We start from the raw sequence: 13,213 nt of genomic DNA, 5'->3' as shown, positions 1-13,213 counted from the left end.
CCGCTACGCTAGGAACGAGGGCGGTCCGCGGATACGCTCACTTTCGTGACGGGAGCCGGTTGGGGCTTCCGCACGAAGGAAAGAGTGGGGACGAACGTCCTCGTAGATCGGCAAGGTGGCCGCTTCGACTGTAAGTACTGCGGACGGATCGCCGCCGAGCGTCGACTTTCCGTCGGGTCGCTCGCCGCTGATGCGCAATTCAGGCAAGGCGACGGCGCGGGAAATTTGGCGGGCGGCTGGGCGATCGGGCGATCCGCTGTCGGGCGCGGAGACGTTACCGCTCTGCGCGCCCGCGCGCCCGGAAACGCTTTGCCCGACGGCAATGACCTGCATGGCAAAGGAAGCACAGAACAGCCACAGCACGGCAACGAGCCGGCCGGCCTGCATGTTTCTGCTGCCACCACCCAGAAGGTCCATCGAGGACGCGGTCCCTTTCTCTACAGCGCCGTGCGTCTGTTCAGACGCACAAAGGTCGCTGTAGTACCCCAAAAATTGCTGCATGCTTTTACCCTTAAATCGGCTCCGAATTAAGGAAGCATGCAGTAGGCGCGTTTGGCGCCCGCGAGACGTAATATTCAGCCGATCCCCAGCCTAGTAAAAGAACATGGCCGGATTCGAGCAGGCGCCCTTAACACCATTCCGGGCCGCAAAAGTCAAATGCGCGCTGCGCCCTGACAATCGTCAGCTGCCGACGCCGGCGGTTTTTTCCTGATGGATCTCGATCAGCGACGGGCCCGACCGCGAAGCCGCATCAGCCAGCGCACGCGGCAGGTCCTCGATATTCGCCAGCCGCTCGGCCGGGACGCCATAGGCCCCGGCGGTCATCAGGAAATCCGGCGCCGAAGGCTTGACACCTTCCGGGGTGATACCGGCCTCGACCATGTAGGATTCGATCTCCCGGTAACCGTCATTGTTCCAGACGAGAAAGATCACCCTGGCCGCGGCATCGGCCGCCGAGCCGATCTCGGCCAGCGAGAACTGGAAGCCGCCATCGCCGACAAGGCAGACGACCGGTTTCGTGCGGTCGGCAACCGCCGCGCCGACCGCTGCCGGAGGGGCATAGCCGAGCGACCCGTAACCGGTGGCGGAGTTGAACCAGGCGCGTTGCCGGGGCGCATCGCAATAGAGGTTGCCGGCATAGACCGCCTGGGTCGAATCGCCGACGATGGTGCAGTCCGGGAGCGCCTTATAGATCAAGTCGATGACACCGATTTCGGCACGCGTCTTTGGTGGTAATTCCTTCAAGGCCGCCTTGCGCGTCGCATCGGCCCGAGAAGCGCCGTCCTTTGCCGCCGTATGGCCTGGCAGGAATCCCAGCATTCCTGCCGTCGCCGCCTTCGCGCCGGAAAGGATCGACAGCGCCGCCTGCGGCCCACGCGCCAGCTGCGCGGCGTCGATGTCGGTGCGGATCAGGTTGCGGAGCACCGGAAAGCCGCCATCGGCATAGAGGTCGTAATCGGTCTGGCCCATTTCGGTGCCGAGCGCCAGCACGACATCCGCGTCGCGCAGCAAAGCGCGGACGGCCTTGAGGCTCGGGCTTGCCGGCACGCGCAGGGAATGGCCGGCCAGCATGCCACGGGCGTTGACCGTCGTGACCACCGGCGCACCGATCTGATCGGCAAGCGCACGCACCTCCACCTCGCCCGTCAGCGCGCCGCCACCGCAGAGAATGACCGGGCGCGAAGCTTCGGCGCAGAGGATCGCCGCCCTTTGCAGGGTCTCGCTGTCGGAACGCGGGCGGGTCGCCGCCGCGGGCTTTGTCCCTCGGCTTTCTATCCGCTCGGCCATCACATCGGTCGGGATCTCGATATGCACGGGCCCGGGCCGGCCGGAGAGCAGCACCGCAAAGGAGCGGTCGACGACCAGCGGCAGGTCGGCCGGATTGATGAGCGTGTGCGAATAGAGCGCCAACGTTTTCATCATTCCCTGTTGGTCGGGCAATTCGTGCAGCAGGCCGCGGCCGTGCCCCAGCGAGTCGCGGCGGTTGACGCCGGAGATCACCAGCATCGGGATCGAATCCTGCCGCGCCTGCGCCATGGCCGTGATCGTGTTGGTAAGCCCCGGCCCGGTAATGACCAGCGCCACGCCCGGCTTGCCGCTGACGCGCGCATAGCCGTCAGCCATGAAGCCGGCACCCTGTTCGTGGCGCGGCGTGACGTGGCGGATTTTCGACGCCCCCAGGCCGCGATAGAGCTCCACCGTGTGAACGCCGGGAATGCCGAAGACGACCTCGACGCCATTTGCCTCGAGCAGATCGACGAGGACCTCGCCGACGGTTTTCATGCCGGAACTCATGCGCGGCGCTCCTCTCTATTCGCGCAGCGTTCGGCGAGAACGGCAATACGCCGGCATGCCTCGTCGATCGCCGCATCCGGTACGGTCAGGCTCACCCTGATGAAATCCTGCGCCTGCTCGCCGAAGGACGAACCCGGCATCACCGCAACGCTCTCCTCTTCGAGCAGTGCCCAGGCGAAGGCCTCGCCCGAGACACCCGTACCCGCGACGTCGATCAGCGCGAACATGCCGGCCTCGGGCGGCAGAACCGAGACGCACGGCGTCCGGGCGAGAGCGATCGCGATCCGGTCGGCGCGCCGCCCGTAGGCCTCGCGCATCTGCCGCGCCGTATCGATTTCGTGCGTCAGCGCATAGGCGGTCATGTCGGCAATGAATGGCTGCTGGCCGAAAAGCATTGTTTCGGAAACCGGCAGGAGGCGATAGGTAAATTCCGCCGGACCGATTGCCCAACCGCTGCGGAAACCGGGCGCGGCGTGCGACTTCGAAATCGACGAGACGACCACGGTGCGCTCGGCAAGGTCCTGGTTGTCGAAGGGCGATGCGAAGGCGGCGTCGAAGACCAGTTCCTCATAGACCTCGTCGCAGACGATCCAGAGATCGTGGCGGCGCGCGACCTCGCCGATCGCCGCGATTTCTGCCTTCGTCAGCACCGCACCGGTCGGGTTGTGCGGCGTGTTCAAGAGAAGGACGCGACAGTTGGGCGTGATTGCCCGCTCCAGGTCTTCCGCCCGCATATGAAAGCCATGTTCCGGTTTCAGCGGCACGAGGACAGGATGGGCGCCGGTCGAATGGATCACGCCTTCGTAGGTGGCATAGAGCGGATCGCCGACGAGCACGCCGTCGCCGGCCTCGGCCAGCCCCAGCATGACGGCGAAAAGCGCCGTCTGGGTGCCCGGAAAACAGAGAATGTTCTCGGCCGTCACTTCGGCGCGGCGTCGACGGTATTTTGCCGCGAGCGCGGCCACCAGAGCGGGCTCGCCGCGGCCATTCGAATAGCGGTAGCGCCCGGCATCCATGGCGCGCTGGCACTCGTCGAGAAGGGCGCGGTGGGGCGGCAAATCCGGCTCGCCGATTGTAAGCTCGATGAGATCCGCGCCGCTTGCCTTCAACTGACGCGCGCGGATGTGCAGCGACCATTTGCCGGAGCCAAGATCCGCCAGGCGCTTGGTGATCGACGCGTAACGCATGGTGCTTTCTCCCATCCCTTATTCTTCTATCGGCAGGCCGAGCAGCGCCTCGACGGAAGCCATGGCAATGCCGACCAGTTCGCCGTCGCGGAAAAGATCGCCGGCAAGGCAGCCTTCCACCCACAACCCGTCCACAAGACCGTTAATCGCAATCGCGTAGCGGCGGCATTCCTCCGGACTCGCGGCGCGGCCCTTCGCCGCGAGGAAATCGCTTAGCAGGTCCTGTAAGGCGTTGCGAAAGGCGAGATAACCGTCTCGGTGAATCTCGGCGAGCACCGGATCGACCCGCACCTGGCTGATGAAGGCGGCCCAGAGCGAGACGCTGCGGCTGTCGGCCACCGGCTCCGTCAGGTTGATGGCGATGAAATCCTTGAGCCGAGTCGTCGGATCGCCGGCCACGTTCTTCGCCTTTTCGGTGAGCGAGGCAATGACGGCGCGATAGGCCTCCGCAACCATCTGATCCTTCGAGTCGAAATAGTGGCGAACGAGCCCGGCGGTGACGCCGGCGCGGACCGCGATCTGGCGGACCGTCGCCCCTTTCAGGCCGAATTCCGAGATGCAGTCGAGCGTCGCCTCGATCAGTTCCTGGCGGCGTTCGCCTTCGGGAGCACGGTGAAAGCTGCGGCGGCTCACGACTGCGCCCACCCGCCCTGCCCGATCGTCGGTGTCTGCCAGACGGATAGGCTCATGCGGGGCTCCTGCGCGAAATCGTTGTGAATGAGGGACGCTAAAAAATCGGCGGTGAGTTATTATACACTTGAATAATAGCCGCACAAGTGCGACCATGCTAGGCGTGAAACAGCGTGACAAGCCGAAGATGCTGCACGAAAGAACGATCAGGGGAACTGTTTTCATGTCATCAGCGAAAGCTCGGCCAGCCACCGGAGTCGCGTGTCGATGACGGACGCGGCCCAGGCAATTGCGGTCACCGACCTCTACAAGCGTTTCGGGCCATTGGAAGTGTTGAAAGGCGTATCGCTGCACGCCCGACAGGGCGATGTCATAGCCATCATCGGCGGCAGCGGCTCGGGAAAATCGACCTTTCTTCGCTGCATCAACATGCTGGAATTGCCCTCGGCGGGGCGGGTCTGCGTCCATGGCGAAGAAATCCGCATGAGGCCCGACGGCAGGGGCGGGCTGATGCCGGCCGACCGCAGGCAGGTCCAACGCATCCGCACCCAGCTCGGCATGGTCTTCCAGAGCTTCAATCTCTGGCAGCACATGACGATCCTCGAAAACGTGATCGAGGCCCCAGTCCACGTGCTCGGCAAATCCAAAACCGAGGCGGTGGAAATGGCGGAGAAACTGCTGCGCCGCGTCGGGCTCCACGAGAAGCGCGACGCCTATCCAGCCTTTCTTTCCGGCGGCCAGCAGCAGCGCGCCGCGATCGCCCGGGCGCTCGCCATTCAACCGCTTGTCATGCTTTTCGACGAGCCGACCTCGGCGCTCGATCCGGAGCTCGTCGGCGAAGTTCTCTCCGTGATCGGCGACCTTGCGCGCGAAAAACGGACGATGATCCTCGTCACCCACGAGATGAAGTTCGCCCGTGACGTCGCCAGTCACATCGTCTTCCTGCATAACGGCATCATCGAGGAGCAGGGGCCGCCCGAGGCAATCTTCGGTGCTCCGAAATCCGAAAGGCTGAAGAAGTTCATCAGTTCAATTCATTGAATTCCGCAATGCTCAACAACCAAAAAGGGAACAGCATGAAGAAGACATTGAAACTCCTGGCGATCGCCGCCGCCCTGTCGATCACCGGTGCCGCCTCCGCCTTGGCGGAACAGGTCAAGGTCGGCATTGCCGCCGAACCCTATCCGCCCTTCACCTCGCCGGACGCGAACGGCAACTGGGAGGGCTGGGAAGTCGAGTTCATGAAGGCGATGTGCGCAGAGGCGAAGCTTGACTGCGTGATCACCCCCGTCGCCTGGGAGGGCATCATCCCGGCGCTGACCGCCAAGAAGATCGACATGATCGTCGGCTCCATGTCGATCACCGCGGAGCGTCTCAAGACCATCGACTTCTCCGACAAGTACTACAACACGCCGACCGGGATCATCGGCACCAAGGGCGAGGACATGAAGCCGACGCCGGAAGGTCTTGCCGGCAAGGCGCTCGGCGTGCAGGTGTCGACCGTGCACCAGGCCTATGCGTCCAAGCACTTTGCTCCGGCCGGTGTGGAGATCAAGGAATACCAGACGCAGGACGAGGCGAACCAGGATCTTGCCGCCGGACGTCTCGACGCCGTGCAGGCCGATGCGATCGCCCTCGACGCCTTCCTCAAAAGCGATCAGGGCAAGGAATGCTGCGACTACAAGGGCGAAGTCGCTCAGGACGTCGACGTTCTCGGACCGGGCGTCGGGGTCGGACTGCGCAAGGGCGAGACGGAGCTCAAGGACAAGATCAACGCGGCGATCAAGGCGATCCGTGCCAACGGCACCTACGACGCCTTCTCGAAGAAGTACTTCGACTTCGACATCTACGGCGGCTGACCGCAGCCGGTCGGCGGTCCTACGACCGCCGACCAATGCTGTTAAGCTGGAGCGGATGCGGGTGCAAAACCGCGCACACTTTTCCTCATCCCGCTCTGAAGAACGAGGTTGCCATGGCTGCGGATTCCTTCATCAACTGGAGCCTGCTCGCGCTCTCGGCGCCCGGCTGGGGCGGCGTTCTGCTGCAGGGTTTCCTGCATTCGATTGAAATCGCCGTTGGCGGCTATGCACTCGGGCTGACGCTCGGCGTCGGCGGCGCCTTCGGCAAGCTCTATGGCGGACCGGTGCTGCGCGACCTGCTGGAATGCTATACGACCATCGTCCGGGCGGTACCCGAGCTCGTCCTCATCCTGCTTCTCTATTATGCCGGCACCGATCTCCTGAACCAGTTTCTCGGCACCCTGGGTTTCGCGACGGTCGATATCAGCGGCCTGATGGCCGGCATTTTCGTCATCGGAATCGTCCAGGGCGCCTATTCGACCGAGGTGCTGCGCGGCGCGATCAAGGCGGTGCCGAGCGGCCAGATCGAGGCGGCGCGCGCCTATGGCATGTCGCCGGCCAAGGTTCTCAGGCGCATCACCCTGCCGGCGATGCTGCCCTACGCTATCCCAGGTCTCGCCAACCTCTGGCTGATCGCCACGAAGGACACGGCGCTGCTTGCCGTTGTCGGCTTCAGCGAATTGACGCTCGTCACGCGCCAGGCGGCCGGCACCACCAAGGCCTATTTCCTGTTCTTCTGCGCCGCGGGGGCGCTTTACCTCGCTCTGACCCTCCTCTCGAATATTTTCATCGGCATGATCGAACGGCATGCCCGGCGCGGCTTTGCGGAGCAGCGATGACCGACGAAACGACGCACGCACTCGCTCTGGTCCCGGAAGACCTCCCCAAGGCGGAGAACTTCCTCAAGCCGCATCGCATCGTCCTGATGCTCCTCTTCGCGGGTCTCGTCGTTGCCGTCGCCGTCTTCATGCGCTGGGATTGGCTGCCCCGCTACCTGCCAAGGCTCGGCTCCGGTATCCTCGTCAGCCTGGCGATGCTGTTCAGCACCGCGATCCTGGGCTTCCTGCTCGCCGTTCCGCTCGGGCTCGTCCAGGTAACGGGGCCCTGGTTTCTCAAGCTCCCTGCCCGGCTCTTCTGCACCATCATTCGCGGAACGCCATTGCTCCTGCAGCTCTGGCTGCTCTATTACGGGCTCGGCTCGCTCTTTCCCCAGTTCCCGGCGATCCGTCATTCCTTCCTCTGGCCCTATCTGCGCGAGGCGTGGCCCTATGGGGTGGCGGCGCTGACGCTCTCCTTCGCCGCCTATGAGGGGGAAGTGATGCGCGGCGCCTTTGCCGGCGTGCCGCAAGGCGAGTTGGAAGCGGCCCGCGCCTATGGCATGGGGCGCTGGACGATGTTCCGGCGCATTTGGCTGCCGCGCGCCGTTCACCGGGCCCTGCCGACGCTCAACGGCGAGACCGTGCTGCAGCTCAAATCGACGCCGCTTGTTGCAACGATCACCGTGATCGACGTCTATGCGGTGATCTCCAAGGTGCGGCAGGAAACCTATCTCACCTACGAGCCGCTGCTGCTGCTGGCGCTCATATATATGTGCCTGACCGGAATTCTGGTCCTAGCCTTCCGCTATTTCGAAAACCGCATTCCCACCCGTGGTGCCTGACATGAGAATATCCGCTGCGATCAGCAATTCCCTGCCTGAACTCGTCGCCATTCGCCGCGACCTGCACGCCCATCCGGAATTGGGACTGGAGGAACGGCGGACATCCGCCTTCATAGCGCAGCATCTCGAGGCGCTCGGCTACATGGTGACGACGGGCCTGGCGAAGACCGGCGTCGTTGGCACGCTGAGGAACGGCACAGGAGCCCGCTCGATCGGCATCCGCGCCGACATCGACGCCTTGCCGATCCACGAGGAAACCGGTCTCGACTACGCCAGCAAGACGCCGGGACTGATGCATGCCTGCGGCCACGACGGCCACACGGCGATGCTGTTGGGGGCAGCCCGGGCGCTGGCCGAAAGAAAGAATTTTGACGGCACCGTCCACCTGATCTTCCAGCCGGCCGAGGAGAATTTCGGGGGCGCGAAGATCATGATCGACGAGGGCCTGTTCGACAAATTCCCCTGCGACGCGGTGTTCGCGCTGCACAACGAGCCGAACCTGCCCTTTGGGCAGTTTGCGGTGCGCGAGGGGCCGATCGGCGCCGCCGTCGACGAGGCGCGGATCACCGTTCACGGCCGCGGCGGCCACGGCGCCGAACCGCAGGAGACCGCCGACCCGATCGTCTGCGGCGCGAGCATCGTCATGGCGCTGCAAACGATCGTCGCCCGCAACATCCATCCCATGGACCCGGCGGTCGTCACAGTCGGCGCCTTCCACGCCGGCTCGGCGAGCAACATCATCCCGGAGCGAGCCGAAATCGTCGTCGGCATCCGCTCCTTCGATCCGGCCGTTCGCGACGAGCTCGAGCGCCGCATCCGGACGATCGCCGAGGCGCAGGCGGCAAGCTTCGGCATGCGAGCGACCGTCGACTACCAGCGCAGCTATGACGCGACGATCAACCACAAGACGGAGACGGATTTCGTCCGCGATCTCGCGATCCGCTTTGCCGGAGCAGACAAGGTCGTCGACCTCGCCCGGCCCTATATGGGCAGCGAGGATTTCGCCTATATGCTCAAGGAGAAGCCCGGCACCTATTTCTTCCTGGGATCGCGGGTGACTGGCGAGGAGAAGCCGCTCCACCACCCGAGATACAACTTCAATGACGATCTCTTGCCGATCGGCGCCGCGTTCTGGACCGAGCTTGCCGAGGCCTATCTGGCCCGGACTTAGACCGCCTGGCAGTCCAAATGCCGCAAGCGAAACATTGCCGCAGTGTGACAACGTGGCGGGCGGCCCGTCATTGACCTTTGGCAATTCTGCATCAAACTCCATCACACGATGAAGTTGAGCCTATAGCGCTCGACGGCAGTGAACGATCAGGTGGCCCTTTGCCCCCGCTTGACCGCTCCGGCTGAGAGGATCGCGCCGTGTTTGAAGCCTTTGATGCGACAGTGCTCGCGCGCATTCAGTTCGCCTTCACGGTCTCGTTTCACATCATCTTTCCCGCCTTTTCCATCGGGCTCGCGAGCTATCTTGCCGTTCTCGAGGCGCTGTGGCTCTGGAAGAAGGACGAGGTCTATCTCGAGCTCTTCAACTTCTGGAAGACGATCTTCGCGGTGGCCTTTGGCATGGGCGTCGTCTCCGGCATCGTCATGTCCTATCAGTTCGGTACCAACTGGAGCGTGTTCTCTGACAAGGCCGGGCCGGTGATCGGACCGCTGATGGGCTACGAGGTGCTAACCGCCTTCTTCCTCGAGGCAGGCTTTCTCGGCGTCATGCTGTTCGGTCTGAACCGCGTCGGCCCGAGGCTTCACTTTCTGGCCACCGCCATGGTTGCCTTCGGCACGCTGATCTCAGCGACCTGGATCCTCGCCGTGAACTCCTGGATGCAAACGCCGGCCGGTTTTTCTGTCAACGAAGCCGGCCAGTTCGTTCCGTCCGACTGGTGGGCGGTGGTCTTCAATCCGTCATTCCCCTTCCGGCTCGTGCATATGGTGCTCGCCGCCTATCTGACGACTGCCTTCGTCGTCGGCGCCTGTGGCGCCTGGCACCTCCTGCGCAACACGGCGCCGCGCCGCGCCCGCACGATGTTCTCGATGGCGATGTGGATGGCGGCGATCGTCGCGCCGATCCAGATCTTCGCCGGCGACCTGCACGGGCTCAACACACTCGAGCATCAGCCGGCCAAGATCATGGCGATGGAAGGCCACTACGAAAGCCATCCCGACGGTGCTCCACTGGTGCTCTTCGGCATCCCCAACTCGGGTGAAAAGCGCATCGACTACGCGATCGAGGTGCCAAAACTGGGGAGCCTGATCCTGAAACACGATCTCGACGCCCCGCTCGCCGGCCTCGACTCTATCCCCGACGAGCTGCACCCTCCGGTGAGCATCATCTTCTGGTCGTTCCGCGTGATGGTCGGCATGGGCTTGGCCATGCTCGGCATCGGTCTCTGGAGCCTCTGGTGTCGCTATCGCGGCACCCTCGCCACCAATGCCTGGCTTCATCGCATGACGGTGCTGATGGGCCCGGCCGGCTTCGTGGCGGTGCTCGCCGGCTGGATCACCACCGAGGTCGGGCGGCAGCCCTATACGATCTATGGCCATCTGCTGACGGCCGATTCGGTCTCGCCGATTGAGGCTCCGGCCGTCGGTGCATCGCTTGTCGCCTTCATCGTCGTCTACTTCCTCGTCTTCGGCGCCGGCACCTTCTACATACTGCGGCTGATGGCTCGCCTGCCGCGCGATACTATGCCGGAGCTCGACGAGGGGCCGCTGCGCACTGCCGGCGTCACCCCTGGCCCGGCGGCGGCGAAATCCCATGGAGGCCATCATGGCCATTGATCTGCCGTTCATCTGGGCCGCCCTGATCGCCTTCGCGGTGCTCGCCTATGTCGTCCTCGACGGCTTCGACCTCGGCGTCGGCATTCTCTTTCCTTATTTCCCGGAAAAGCACGATCGCGACGTGATGATGAATTCCGTGGCACCGGTCTGGGACGGCAACGAAACCTGGCTGGTGCTCGGCGGCGGCGGCCTGATGGCCGTCTTCCCGCTCGCCTATGCAACCGTCATGCCGGCGCTTTACGCGCCGATCATCGCCATGCTTCTCGGCCTCATCTTCCGCGGCGTCGCTTTCGAATATCGCTGGCGCACGCGGCGCGCCGAATTCCTGTGGAACTGGGCCTTCGCCGGAGGATCGACACTCGCGGCCTTCTCCCAGGGTCTGGCGCTCGGCGGGCTCGTCCAGGGCATTCCGGTAGAAGACCGGGCCTATGCGGGCGGCTGGTGGGACTGGCTGACGCCCTTCTCCATCGTCACCGGCGTGGCGATCGTCGTCGGCTATGCCCTGCTCGGCGCGACATGGTTGATCATGAAGACGCGTGGCGATCTCGCCGAGCGGGCTCGCTCGATCGCCGTCAAATGCGCTTTCGCCACCGTCGCGGCCATGGGCATCGTCAGCCTCTGGACGCCGTTTCTCGAGCCGGTCTATCTCCAGCGCTGGTTCGGCTGGCCGACGGCGATCTTCAGCGTCATCGTGCCGCTGCTTGTTCTCGGCTGCTTATACCTGCTGCTCAAGGGCATACAGGAACGCCATGATGTACAGCCCTTCATCGCCAGCCTCGGTCTCTTCGTGCTCGGCTATATCGGCATCGGGATCAGTTTCTACCCCTATATGGTGCCGCCGTCGCTCACCATCTGGGATGCCGCAGCGCCGAACGAGAGCCTCGCTTTCCTCCTCGTCGGCGCGCTCGTGCTGGTCCCGATCATCCTCGCCTATACCGCCTATTCCTATTGGGTGTTCCGCGGCAAGGTCGATCCGGAAGAGGGCTACCATTGATGGGCGCTGACAGGCTCGGTCGCAGGCTTCTCTGGTTCGTCGGCCTTTGGCTCGCCGGCGTCGCGGCCGTGAGCGTCGTCGGCCTCGCAATCAAGCTTGTCCTCGGCAGTTAGGGAGAGAAAGCCCCGCTCAAGCTTCCTGCACTACCGTCTTCCTGCACATCGGCAGGCAATCGCCGAAGGGAGACAGGACCGCACCCTACTCCCCAGGCGATCGCCTGCCGAGGTGACCAGGCAGCGGGCGGGGCAGCGCAGCCACCCGCCCTGCGGCGGTTTTCCCCCTTCTCAGCCGGCATCGCCTTTGCTAGCAGTTCGGCGCGATGAAACGGGGCGGGAACCGCCCCGGCAGGAGCCGGCCATGCCAAAGACCCCCGCAGAATGCAAGACGATGGTGGATGTGCGCGCCGAAATCGATCGGCTCGACCGCTCCCTGATGGCGCTCTTTGCCGAGCGCTGGGGCTATATCGACCGCGCTGCCGAGATCAAGCGTCCGCTGAACTTGAAGGCCGATATTCCGGCGCGCGTCGCAGAGGTCAGGGAGAACGCGCGCAGACACGCGATCGAATTCGGCCTGGATCCGGACTTCTATGAAGAGCTGTGGACGCAGCTGATCGACCGTGCGATCGCCCATGAGCGCGAGCTCCTCGGCGAAGGCGAGCAATAAGCCTGTCGCCCCTGCGGGCCGCGTCAGCCGTTGGCGACGAGCCGCCCGTCCTCGCCGCGACCATCGTCGAAACTGTTCTTGCGGCTGAGATACCCCTCCCAGTCGAAGGCGCTCTGGACGATATGTTCGAGGCTCGCATGGGTCGGGACCCAATCGAGCTTGAGCCGCGCGACCGACGGATCGGCGACGACCTGGGCAGCGTCGCCCGGGCGGCGCGGCGCGTAGTCGACACGGAAATCGCGACCGGAGACCTGCCGCACCGTATCGAGCACCTGCAGTACGGAAAAACCTTCGCCATAGCCGCAATTGGTGACGAGCGGCTCGCCGCCGCGCCGCAGATAGTCAAGCGCGTTCCGATGTGCGGCAACCAGGTCGCTGACATGGATGTAGTCACGAATGCCTGTGCCATCCGCAGTCGGATAGTCGGTGCCGAAAACATCGACCTTGCGGCGCCTGCCGAGCGCGGCCTCGCAGGCGACCTTGATGAGATGCGTGGCGCCGAAGGTCGACTGCCCGGCTCGGCCGAGTGGATCGGCCCCGGCCACGTTGAAATAGCGAAGCGCCACATAACTGAAATCATGGGCGGCGGCTGCGTCCTCAAGCATGATCTCCGACATCAGCTTGGAACGGCCATAGGGGCTTTCGGGACGCAGGGCCGCCGTTTCCTTGACCGGGTCCGGTGTGTCCTGGGTGCCGTAGACGGCGGCCGTCGAGGAGAAGACGAAGCGGCGCACGCCGGCATCGATCGTCGCGGCAATGAGCGCGCGCGTCTTGGCCGTATTGTTCTCGTAGTAGGCGAGCGGTTTGGCGACGGATTCCGGCACAACGGCCGATCCGGCGAAATGGACGACCGCGTCGATCGCATTCTCAGCGAAGATCCGCGCCAGAATCGCCCAGTCGCCGACATCGCCGAAATAAAAGCGTGCCTCCGGCGCGACCGCCCAGCGGAAGCCGGTTGTCAGGCTGTCGAGCACGACGACGGTCTCCCCCGCGTCGAGCAACGACCAAACCATATGGCTGCCGATATAGCCCGCTCCGCCTGTCACCAGTATGGTCATGACTGTCTTCCACCCCCGATAAAACCCGGGATCAGGAAAGACGGGCGATGCTTACGGAATTGGTAAATCGCGGCGCCGACGCC

13 protein-coding genes are annotated in these 13,213 nt (G+C 64.1%); 8 read left to right on the top strand and 5 right to left on the bottom strand.

Going from position 1 to position 13,213, the window contains the following annotated elements; translation table 11 throughout:
* Positions 1-3: 3 nt before the first annotated feature.
* The 4 genes from USDA257_RS00905 to USDA257_RS00890 all read right to left on the bottom strand — a co-directional run bounded on the left by USDA257_RS00905 (position 4) and on the right by USDA257_RS00890 (position 4,115).
* Positions 4-417, bottom strand: coding sequence for a hypothetical protein (locus tag USDA257_RS00905; protein ID WP_041414879.1), 414 nt, complete (start codon positions 415-417; stop codon positions 4-6).
* A gap of 264 nt (positions 418-681) precedes the next feature.
* On the bottom strand, positions 682-2,295 hold the full coding sequence (locus tag USDA257_RS00900) for a 5-guanidino-2-oxopentanoate decarboxylase (RefSeq protein WP_014760978.1): 1,614 nt from the start codon (positions 2,293-2,295) through the stop codon (positions 682-684).
* Positions 2,292-3,482: a pyridoxal phosphate-dependent aminotransferase gene (locus USDA257_RS00895; RefSeq protein ID WP_014760977.1), complete on the bottom strand. Its 1,191-nt coding sequence runs from the start codon at positions 3,480-3,482 to the stop codon at positions 2,292-2,294. The genes USDA257_RS00900 and USDA257_RS00895 overlap by 4 nt, the downstream gene beginning before the upstream one ends.
* A gap of 18 nt (positions 3,483-3,500) precedes the next feature.
* Positions 3,501-4,115 (bottom strand): TetR family transcriptional regulator C-terminal domain-containing protein, encoded by a 615-nt coding sequence (locus USDA257_RS00890; protein WP_014760976.1) that lies wholly within the window; start codon positions 4,113-4,115, stop codon positions 3,501-3,503.
* A gap of 264 nt (positions 4,116-4,379) precedes the next feature.
* Here USDA257_RS00890 and USDA257_RS00885 point away from each other — a divergent pair, with 264 nt between their 5' ends.
* The 8 genes from USDA257_RS00885 (at position 4,380) to USDA257_RS00845 (ending at position 12,072) form a co-directional block, all read left to right on the top strand.
* A complete protein-coding gene (locus USDA257_RS00885; protein WP_014760975.1) occupies positions 4,380-5,153 on the top strand; it encodes an ABC transporter ATP-binding protein in 774 nt (257 codons plus the stop codon).
* Positions 5,154-5,188: 35 nt separating this feature from the next.
* Complete coding sequence (locus USDA257_RS00880; protein ID WP_041414877.1) at positions 5,189-5,971, top strand: transporter substrate-binding domain-containing protein; 783 nt, start codon at positions 5,189-5,191, stop codon at positions 5,969-5,971.
* Between the two features lie 113 nt (positions 5,972-6,084).
* Complete coding sequence (locus tag USDA257_RS00875; RefSeq protein WP_041413734.1) at positions 6,085-6,810, top strand: ABC transporter permease; 726 nt, start codon at positions 6,085-6,087, stop codon at positions 6,808-6,810.
* Positions 6,807-7,631: an ABC transporter permease gene (locus tag USDA257_RS00870; RefSeq protein WP_014760973.1), complete on the top strand. Its 825-nt coding sequence runs from the start codon at positions 6,807-6,809 to the stop codon at positions 7,629-7,631. The genes USDA257_RS00875 and USDA257_RS00870 overlap by 4 nt, the downstream gene beginning before the upstream one ends.
* Position 7,632: 1 nt before the next feature.
* Entirely contained in the window at positions 7,633-8,802 is a 1,170-nt protein-coding gene (locus USDA257_RS00865; protein ID WP_014760972.1) for a M20 aminoacylase family protein, read from the top strand.
* Between the two features lie 197 nt (positions 8,803-8,999).
* The gene (locus USDA257_RS00860) at positions 9,000-10,415 is read left to right on the top strand and encodes a cytochrome ubiquinol oxidase subunit I (RefSeq protein WP_014760971.1); all 1,416 of its coding nucleotides are present in this window, start codon (positions 9,000-9,002) and stop codon (positions 10,413-10,415) included.
* Complete coding sequence (cydB, locus tag USDA257_RS00855) at positions 10,405-11,409, top strand: cytochrome d ubiquinol oxidase subunit II (protein WP_014760970.1); 1,005 nt, start codon at positions 10,405-10,407, stop codon at positions 11,407-11,409. Before USDA257_RS00860 ends, cydB begins: the two co-directional genes overlap by 11 nt.
* A 357-nt stretch (positions 11,410-11,766) precedes the next feature.
* Complete coding sequence (locus tag USDA257_RS00845; protein WP_014760968.1) at positions 11,767-12,072, top strand: chorismate mutase family protein; 306 nt, start codon at positions 11,767-11,769, stop codon at positions 12,070-12,072.
* A gap of 23 nt (positions 12,073-12,095) precedes the next feature.
* Here USDA257_RS00845 and galE read toward each other — a convergent pair whose 3' ends face one another.
* Entirely contained in the window at positions 12,096-13,130 is a 1,035-nt protein-coding gene (galE, locus tag USDA257_RS00840; RefSeq protein WP_014760967.1) for a UDP-glucose 4-epimerase GalE, read from the bottom strand.
* Between the last annotated feature and the right edge of the window lie 83 nt (positions 13,131-13,213).

This window comes from Sinorhizobium fredii USDA 257, from assembly GCF_000265205.3.
In the GTDB taxonomy this organism is placed as follows: domain Bacteria; phylum Pseudomonadota; class Alphaproteobacteria; order Rhizobiales; family Rhizobiaceae; genus Sinorhizobium; species Sinorhizobium fredii_B.
Note: the sequence above shows the minus strand (reverse complement) of the source record. Positions and strands in the feature narration are given on the sequence as shown.

Excerpts from the sequence above, each read along its gene's own strand:
- USDA257_RS00885 (WP_014760975.1), top strand. The coding sequence starts at position 4,380 with ATGACGGACGCGGCCCAGGCAATTGCGGTCACCGACCTCTACAAGCGT.
- USDA257_RS00870 (WP_014760973.1), top strand. The coding sequence starts at position 6,807 with ATGACCGACGAAACGACGCACGCACTCGCTCTGGTCCCGGAAGACCTC.
- USDA257_RS00875 (WP_041413734.1), top strand. The coding sequence starts at position 6,085 with ATGGCTGCGGATTCCTTCATCAACTGGAGCCTGCTCGCGCTCTCGGCG.
- USDA257_RS00905 (WP_041414879.1), bottom strand. The coding sequence starts at position 417 with ATGGACCTTCTGGGTGGTGGCAGCAGAAACATGCAGGCCGGCCGGCTC.
- cydB (WP_014760970.1), top strand. The coding sequence starts at position 10,405 with ATGGCCATTGATCTGCCGTTCATCTGGGCCGCCCTGATCGCCTTCGCG.
- USDA257_RS00880 (WP_041414877.1), top strand. The coding sequence starts at position 5,189 with ATGAAGAAGACATTGAAACTCCTGGCGATCGCCGCCGCCCTGTCGATC.
- USDA257_RS00895 (WP_014760977.1), bottom strand. The coding sequence starts at position 3,482 with ATGCGTTACGCGTCGATCACCAAGCGCCTGGCGGATCTTGGCTCCGGC.
- USDA257_RS00865 (WP_014760972.1), top strand. The coding sequence starts at position 7,633 with ATGAGAATATCCGCTGCGATCAGCAATTCCCTGCCTGAACTCGTCGCC.
- USDA257_RS00845 (WP_014760968.1), top strand. The coding sequence starts at position 11,767 with ATGCCAAAGACCCCCGCAGAATGCAAGACGATGGTGGATGTGCGCGCC.
- USDA257_RS00900 (WP_014760978.1), bottom strand. The coding sequence starts at position 2,295 with ATGAGTTCCGGCATGAAAACCGTCGGCGAGGTCCTCGTCGATCTGCTC.
- galE (WP_014760967.1), bottom strand. The coding sequence starts at position 13,130 with ATGACCATACTGGTGACAGGCGGAGCGGGCTATATCGGCAGCCATATG.